Origin of the sequence: Marisediminitalea oceani (genome assembly GCF_003731635.1) — a bacterium.
GTDB lineage: Bacteria > Pseudomonadota > Gammaproteobacteria > Enterobacterales > Alteromonadaceae > Alteromonas > Alteromonas oceani.
Map to the genome: position 1 here is coordinate 43,221 of NZ_RCUA01000024.1, position 5,968 is coordinate 49,188.

The window sequence follows — 5,968 nt, forward strand, 5'->3', positions numbered from 1 at the left end:
ATTAACGAGCGACTTAGATAAAATGGGGTGATCCGGGTCTATATTGATCGCTTACTTTGTGCCGGCTAAACACGCCAGAGGATATTCGTGTAGCGGTGCCTTATTACAAGCCACAGCGTAATCAAACCGATCTGGTGCCAGACTATTACCTTTATGAAACAGAAGCCTGGCTTAAGTACCCGCATTCGTTGGAAGGACTCAGTACTCAGGAAATTGCTGAAAACCGCCCCGAGCTCTATGAAATCCTAAAAGCGCATCTGAAGGACGAATAGGGGGCTTATTAATAGAGGCGGATTAGTTATCTGGTTAGCCGTTAATAAATTGGTTCATTAATTCGTAAGCCGCTTCACATTCTTCTTCAACCAAGGTGTTTAGCAGTAAAAAGCCGTGAACCATGCCTTCAAAAACGCTTAGCTGGCAAGTTGACATCCTCGGGTTCTATATCTAGCTTGAATCTTTTAATTGTTTGTTATATATAGTTTTTTAATAGTTACTCTTTTCCAATCTCTGTAATTATTGAGATCCTCACTGTTATGTTAATAGGTATCTTCAAAATGACTTAATTCTAAACAGTCGAGACAAGGGTATACCAAATGAATCAAAATCTAGGTGCTCAAAATCGAGTGTGCCAGCCATATTAAAATGTGCCCAAGCAATAACACTGCCTTTTGAAATAAGGTCAATTTCAGACTCCCGTTCTTCCTTTGAAGAAATTTCTTTGAGGTGTTTTTTCAGAAACAAATAATTCCAAAGGACAATAATGTTTTGTAGTACAACACAAGAGAGCATTGCCTTATCTATGTTTTCATGGTCGCCCACCTTAAGCTTACCGCCTCGTCCATGAAAAATTGCTGCTTTAAATTTCTGCCCAAGTTCAGCACGGTTCAATTGCTTCTGGATTCTTCGTCTAAGGTCATTGTCATCCATATATGAATAGATAAATTGGGTTTTTAGAAGCTTTCCAAATTCTTTCATGGCTTTATATAGAGCGCTGTCTCCCTTTGAAGAAAGCATGCGAAATAGCGTTGAAGCTGACGCGTAGCCAAGTTTAATAGTTGTCATTAAGCGCAAGATGTCATCCCAATTTTCCAATATCAATTTTTTGTTTATTGCAGAATTTGGCACAACAGGTAATGTGCTTTTTGACCTAGTCAAAGAGTGTGTATAACTATGTAGGGTTCTTTCTTCAATTTCCTTGAAACGCGGCGCGTACGAAACGTTAAGAAAAAATAAGCCTGTGAATGCAGCATCTGTATAGCCAAACTCATCAGTAGAATGACGGTGTGTCTTTTTATTGAACGTTTCGTCATCTAAATCTCTGACAAACAAATCCTTTTCTGACTCTTCGTAAATGTTTTCTCTTGCACGCACCAGGCCATCTATCATGTAAGCAGCTTCTCTTTCTGATGAAGATAGAACATTAACGTGGAAAAAGGATTGCTTGTTGTCTACAAAACTATTAGCCGATATACCTTGTTGCTTGCCATAGTATTTGTAACTGTAATTAGCTAGAAGTGAATCCACAGCAACAACAATCTTTTTTCCATCGCTGCTAGAGTGTATCTCATCTTTTTCTTCTTCATAGACGGCAGCTAGGTCTATGTTCTGAATGCGTTTTACGATTATTTTTATAACGTTCTCTAGTTTCTTTTTGGTAAAGCGAGTCGCGTCCATATCTCTGAGTGCTTTCTCATTGAGATCGGAAGCTCGCGCTAGTTCATGGTGACCCATATTGGTTCCTAAGCTAATTAGCACACCATAGATATATTTTTTATCCGGTTTCGTTAATGCGCCAATTTGGTTAGGGATCATAAATTCATCGCTGAAGTGCAACTCTTCATCTAATTCAGCTAACGCCTTGTAAAGTAGTACTTTCTTTGAGCCTTTTAATAATCCCGGTATGTATTGGCTTGCATCATAGTCCGCTTCATATTCAGCGAGCTTCCATTTTCCATTTCTGACTGAAACATACCTATTTTCTCCCGTTTCTAGATTATTGTTTGCTTGAATTATGATATTTGAAGTCTTCTCTCCAACATTTCTTAATACTTGTTCACCATCTTTAAATCTCAATAAGTCAGCAGCTTTTAAAAACTCTTCACATTTCTCATTCCATTGTGCGTCAGAGATCTGAAGCTTGTGCGCGGGTTGGAAACTATGGGAAAAAAGGAAGTTTACTTTTTTGGCGCGGATGGCTTTTTCAAGTGCTAAAAAAAGCATCACTTTGTATTTTTCTCGATATGACGTCGTCTTGTCTGTATCCATGACTACTTTATCAGTCGATGTAAAAAATGCGACTGGCGCATCAGCCTCTTTTACATTTCCATCAGATTCAATAAAATACTGAAACGCTTCAGTAATTTTATGATCAGAGTTTTCTTTATCAATTAGAAGCAGCTTTAGTAGGGGAGATACGGCACGCTGAATTCCAATGGAATTTCGATAGAGAAAATGCATTTTTCTAGTGTTGTTCTTACTCTGTTCAACACCGGTCAATACAGCCTCTATATAGTTGTTGATATTAGGATTTGTTGCTTCCTCATACGCTGCTAACAAATCTTTTATTTTCGTAAGCCTCTCGCCGTCAGACATATTGATGTCTGCCATTATTCGTTTTATTTCATTTAATATTGCGTTAGCTGACTTGGCAGTAATAACTACCGATTCAGTCGCTGATTCTAAGGCTTTTGATTCGCGCTCTTTAATCGTGCTGTCATGTTTTTTGGCTTTGTTATTCCATTCTCGCATCAGTTTTAAAAACGCTAAAATACTTGCATCGTTGCGTCTAATATATTGATCTTCAACGAAACCTAACAACTTTAAAGACAAATCATTTTTATCTTTTAGTTTTCGCAGTCCTGTCACGGTCATATCTTTAACTATCTTAGAATAATGCTGTCGAGCTTCGACTGTAAAATTCATTTTTTCAGCAAGTGTTTTAACATTGAAATACAGGTCTTTAAAAAAGCGAAGCTCGCATGCAGCGTTGTTTAGGTGTGATGTAACTGTTGATTGGTTAATGCTTTTGAGTTGCTTTAATTTAACAATAGATTCAGGGTTTAAAACTAAATCATGCAAAGTGTCTTCGACGTCTTGGGTGATGTGTGTTGATAAGGTTACTTTGAGGCGCTCGTTAAAAACAGAAAAACTATTGCTCACAATTGTGGCTAATTCGGTATAGCTTGGAATTTCTATACGTCGTCGCCAACAATAATCAAGCAGCGAAAATAAGATATCTTCACGCTCCGGAATCTTGTCAACAAATAGAGATGCATGTGCTTCTAATTCATTTCTATTTGAATCGGAAGAATAAGGGGCCCATTCGCACTGTTCTAGAATCAATTGTCGGTGATAGGACGCCATCTTCGATGTGTATTTATCCCAATCTAGTTTGGCATTAATCCCTAATAGCCGTTTGGCAGTGCGTATATCCTTTAGCTCAGCCATTGCAATTGGGAAAAACGAGCCTTTGGCGCGAAAATAAGCTCTGCGGACTAAGTAACCTACTTTAGCTTCATCAGACTCAAGCCGGTTTATGATCCTTTTGGTTTCTGCATCGGGCAATAAATAAACGGTTCTTGCGTCATTTGAAAAATTAGGCACAGAGGAAAACTTTTTCTTTCTGTATGCAGACAGAATCGCCATTTTGCTCATTCATAAAGTCCTGTGAATAGTGGATGAGTCGAATTGCTGTATCGTATTTTCAGTTTGCGAAAAGGCGAGGAGGCCTATACTATTACCTAAGTTATGACATAGTGTGTGTCTAAACACGGTTTCCCGCTCAAAAAATACTCTATTTACATCGATTAATCCAAAATTTGTTGTGTACACTACAAAAAAAATCGAATTTGGTTATATAAATAAAATATTAATAGCTAAATCGAATAATAGAACGTTTGATTATGTAGTGTGTACACACCACCATTTAGATTATTGAACCTTAACTTTGAATCTTGACCATGAACTCATCGTCATCTTCGCGTCCCACTAATGAACTGTATGATTCATTTTTGGTCGCTTACAATTACTTTAATCAGCAATTGTTTGAGAACGCGTTACCTGAGGTGATTTTTACGTTTCAAAGAAAAGCTGGAGCAATGGGTTTCTTTGCGCCTGATCGCTGGGGAAGTTTGAACGGGAAACAATGCCATGAAATTGCGATGAACCCATCTTACATTGCAAATTCTCGTCTGATTGAAGTCATGAAAACGCTGGTTCATGAGATGTGCCATTGTTGGCAGTACGTTTATGGTAATCCCGCTCGCGACTACTACCACAACAAAGAGTGGGCGATGCAAATGATTAAGGTTGGATTAATGCCTTCGACCACTGGGGAGCCAGGTGGACAGATCACGGGCCAGCAAATGAGTGATTACATAATAGAAGGGGGGGCTTTTCTTCAAGCCTTTGAAACCCTCAAAACCGTTGAGAAATTTCAATTACGTTGGATTGACAAACTTGCTTTGCCAAGACTGTATGATCCGGTGATTGCGCCTCTGGAAAGCACCAACAGTTCAGTAGCGAGCGAGGCAAAGCCAAGCGTCAACATCCTTGCTATTGACCCGGTAACAAAACAAAAAGAAGAACGGATCATCATACCGTTTGAAATTGATAACGAAGAACATACGTATGTCGAAGACATGCCGGATTTTTTCTTTGTTCAAGAAAAAACTGCACGAAAAACGCGTCATCGCTATGTGTGTGGTTGCGGAAACCGCGTTTATGGCAAGCCAGGGTTAGAAATTAGCTGCAAGGTGTGTGGTGAAGACTTTGAGTGGCGTGAATATGATAAGAAAAGCGACCCAAACTGAGAAATCAGTACAAGTCAGTTGAATTTTTCTGGATTACTTCACGTTAGATGTACTAGCTCAGACCTGATCTGACAGTTACCCAGTTTTCTGGTGCCAGCGTCAGGTTAGATTTGAGCTAAATTTTTTTCAGCCCAAATCTGTTTTCCATCAGTTAATGTTTCCATTGGCGTTCGGCCGCAGCACATTTTGCCCTGATGAGTCCGTTCATTGTTGTAATAATCTAGCCAGTCGTCCAGATCTTTCTGCAACATTTCCAGAGAATCATAGAGCTTTTTACGGAACGTCACCTGATAAAACTCATTCAGGATGGTTTTATGGAAGCGTTCACAGATACCGTTAGTTTGCGGATGTCTCGCTTTGGTTTTGGTGTGGTCGATATCATTGATTGCCAGATATAACTGGTAATCGTGCTGTTCAACCTTGCCACAATACTCAGTACCTCGGTCAGTTAAAATCCGCAGCATGGGCAGTTCCTGAGCCTCGAAGAACGGCAATACACGGTCATTTAACACATCTGCCGACGTGATTGGTGTTTTCGTTGTGTAGAGCTTAGCGAACGCGACTTTACTGTAGGTATCAACAAACGTCTGCTGATAAATTCGGCCAACGCCTTTTAAGTTGCCTACATAGAACGTGTCCTGAGAGCCTAGATAGCCAGGGTGATGCGTTTCAATTTCACCGCAGGCTTCATCATCTTGCTTTTTCTTTTCTAGCGCTGCAACTTGGTCTTCGCTAAGGATTATGCCTTCCTTTTCAACCTTGGCTTCCAGAGCTGCGAGGCGCTTTTTAAAGTTCTCCAGGTTATGACGGAGCCAGATGGAACGAACACCACTACCAGACACGAATATACCTTGCTTACGCAGTTCATTACTGGTTCTGGCTTGGCCGTGTGCCGGAAACTCTACTGCGTAATTAATAACGGATTGCTCCGTTTGTTCATCCACGCGATTCTTGAGATTTGGGGTTCGTCTGGACTGACTAATTAGCGCATCAACGCCGCCGTCCTCAACGAGTTCCTGATAACGATAAAACGTTTCTCGAGAAACGCCCATGATTTTACAGGCTTTAGATACATTGCCTAGTTCTTCGGCCAGATTGAGTAAACCTGCTTTGTGTTTAATGATTGGATTGTTAGTATGCAACATGAGAGTTACCTT

The 5,968-nt window shown here is 40.0% G+C and carries 4 protein-coding genes; 2 read left to right on the forward strand and 2 right to left on the reverse strand.

Annotation, left to right across the window (positions count from 1 at the left end):
- Positions 1-95 precede the first annotated feature (95 nt).
- Positions 96-272, forward strand: coding sequence for a hypothetical protein (locus tag D9T21_RS09000; RefSeq protein WP_241155672.1), 177 nt, complete (start codon positions 96-98; stop codon positions 270-272).
- 277 nt (positions 273-549) lie between these two features.
- Here the strand turns inward: D9T21_RS09000 and D9T21_RS09005 are convergent, their stop codons facing one another.
- The gene (locus tag D9T21_RS09005) at positions 550-3,654 is read right to left on the reverse strand and encodes a Tn3 family transposase (RefSeq protein WP_123324662.1); all 3,105 of its coding nucleotides are present in this window, start codon (positions 3,652-3,654) and stop codon (positions 550-552) included.
- A gap of 305 nt (positions 3,655-3,959) precedes the next feature.
- Here D9T21_RS09005 and D9T21_RS09010 point away from each other — a divergent pair, with 305 nt between their 5' ends.
- Positions 3,960-4,811 carry a SprT-like domain-containing protein gene (locus D9T21_RS09010; protein WP_123324663.1) on the forward strand — a complete coding sequence of 284 codons (852 nt, stop codon included), beginning with the start codon at positions 3,960-3,962 and terminating at the stop codon, positions 4,809-4,811.
- Between the two features lie 104 nt (positions 4,812-4,915).
- Here the strand turns inward: D9T21_RS09010 and D9T21_RS09015 are convergent, their stop codons facing one another.
- On the reverse strand, positions 4,916-5,956 hold the full coding sequence (locus tag D9T21_RS09015; RefSeq protein WP_123324664.1) for an IS481 family transposase: 1,041 nt from the start codon (positions 5,954-5,956) through the stop codon (positions 4,916-4,918).
- Between the last annotated feature and the right edge of the window lie 12 nt (positions 5,957-5,968).

Bases quoted from the DNA above. Each gene is read 5' to 3' on its own strand.
- D9T21_RS09015 (WP_123324664.1), bottom strand. From the start codon at position 5,956: ATGTTGCATACTAACAATCCAATCATTAAACACAAAGCAGGTTTACTC.
- D9T21_RS09005 (WP_123324662.1), bottom strand. From the start codon at position 3,654: ATGAGCAAAATGGCGATTCTGTCTGCATACAGAAAGAAAAAGTTTTCC.
- D9T21_RS09010 (WP_123324663.1), top strand. From the start codon at position 3,960: ATGAACTCATCGTCATCTTCGCGTCCCACTAATGAACTGTATGATTCA.